The organism is Burkholderia sp. Bp9140, from assembly GCF_003853425.1.
In the GTDB taxonomy this organism is placed as follows: Bacteria; Pseudomonadota; Gammaproteobacteria; order Burkholderiales; family Burkholderiaceae; genus Burkholderia.
Window position 1 is genome coordinate 1 of the sequence record NZ_QTPQ01000100.1, and the last position, 1757, is coordinate 1757.

The 1757-nt window shown below is 56.5% G+C and carries 2 protein-coding genes; both read right to left on the reverse strand.

Annotated elements, in window-relative coordinates:
- Positions 1-35: 35 nt before the first annotated feature.
- Positions 36-914 (reverse strand): hypothetical protein, encoded by an 879-nt coding sequence (locus tag DIE21_RS36760; protein ID WP_124502198.1) that lies wholly within the window; start codon positions 912-914, stop codon positions 36-38.
- The coding region (locus DIE21_RS36765) for a hypothetical protein (protein WP_221622418.1) at positions 914-1757 on the reverse strand (844 nt) is incomplete at its 5' end. The genes DIE21_RS36765 and DIE21_RS36760, both read right to left, overlap by 1 nt.

Sequence of the window (1757 nt, forward strand, 5' to 3'; positions counted from 1 at the left end):
TAGGCTTAAACATAGGCGGAAGACTACCTCAAAGTTTAAGCGTTACCTCGTGTCCGGTTTTCGCCGGGGCCGGCCCAGTACATGAGAGAGGCAATGTCGAAGCTTGACAGTTCGATCTCACGATCGGAGTCTGCCTTCACACTCTTACACAGGCGAATGGCCTTACGAAGACCACCTTTAATCGAGTCGCAGCGGTCGCCAACGCGGGCAATGTGCAGGAATGGTTGGTTGCGGATCGTCTCGCCGGTTTTCTTATCGTAAATCCTAACGCCGCGGTGCTCGTCTCTTTCGGTACTCTGGTAGTCCTCGGTATCGAGCCAGTGCGCCGGCACGACATCCACAGAGCGCTGCAGGGAAGCGCCGGAAACTTTGACGGCCTTGCCACCCGAAATGTCAACGTCGGCCGCTGGAAAAGCCGCTTTTAGATCGACTTCGACTTGGGCGCGAAGGCCTGCGAGCTTCTCTTCGCTGGTCTCATTTGTATTGCTTCGGTAGAGTCCCTGTCTTGCCTTGATGCCGTTCGCAGCGTAGGTACTGTAGTCCGTTCGGATGGTCAGCAGGTCAACGTCGCTAACGCGCCTGATGTGAACGTCTAGTGGTACGGAGCCCTGCAGTTTGAATTCGGCCTTGACGCCCGCGGTGTACAGACGGTCATGCAACTGATCCGCCACCCGGTTGGCAGTGGCTATGCTGACCTCGGTATACTTCTTGCCCACTGCCTCCATCGCGCCGATAGCATACTTCGTCCAGCGTTGACTAGAAGTTCCGCGTGTCTCCCAGGATTCAGGGCCCGCTGCGTCTTCTGCAAAACCGGCTTGAACCGAGTCCGCACGAGAAAGCGATTCCGTCTTAGTGGAGCTACCGGTACGCCTCTGCCTCAGTTGTGAAAGACGCTTGTTGATATCGGTGGTCATCAGTTCCTCTTCGTCCAGGTCATCGTGCCGAAAGTCATACGACCACGGCCAGTGAAATACTCGCCAGTTGCGGACCCAAGATCCCTGGCGATCGTCATGACGGAGCACCCAGTGTGAGCTCTCAATTCGGCAGCTTCCGGCCGGGGGTCGTTCCGGTAGTGGTACAGCAACACGACGCCGTCGACGCTGTCGTGAGCGAGTGCAGCAGAGATGCTGTTCGAACCGGATGTTTCGGTGGTCAAGCGGATCCGCAGCTTGTCCCAAGACTGGACAATCCTCACTTCGCCACGCCACTCGAACTTGGTCGTTCCATCTGGAGCGAGCGTTTTGCCCTGGCAATCCCAAGTCCCAGACAGGACGGGGACCTTCAGCCAAGTCCCGACTCCGTACCATTTCCAAGCCCACATATTCAGCACCCAGTACAGAGCGCCGAAGACGGCACCGGCTCCCACTAGCGACAGCAAGGTCGGAGGAACGTTGACGTTCCATCCGAGTTTCTTGGCAATATCTACAAAATGCAAGATAACAAAGACTAGGCCGCCCGAAATCGCGCTCGCGGCGAAGCTGAGGAGCCGGCCTACCTTGGCTCGATTAGCACCGCCCATCACTGAATATTCGTGGTCCTGCACCGCCACCATAAACATCCCCTCGTTCCGGAACAGGACGATGCGCCTGTTATCGAGCGCAAATGGAGGCATAGTTGCCGCATTCAATAGCGCACGATTCAGAATTCGAGAGAAATATGCCAAGAACTGACCGACTGAACGTAAGCGGCTAGCCAACCCGTCTTGAGTTTGACCGAGGCGCTTGGGAGTATCGTGTCCACCTAACGAATAAGCGGAC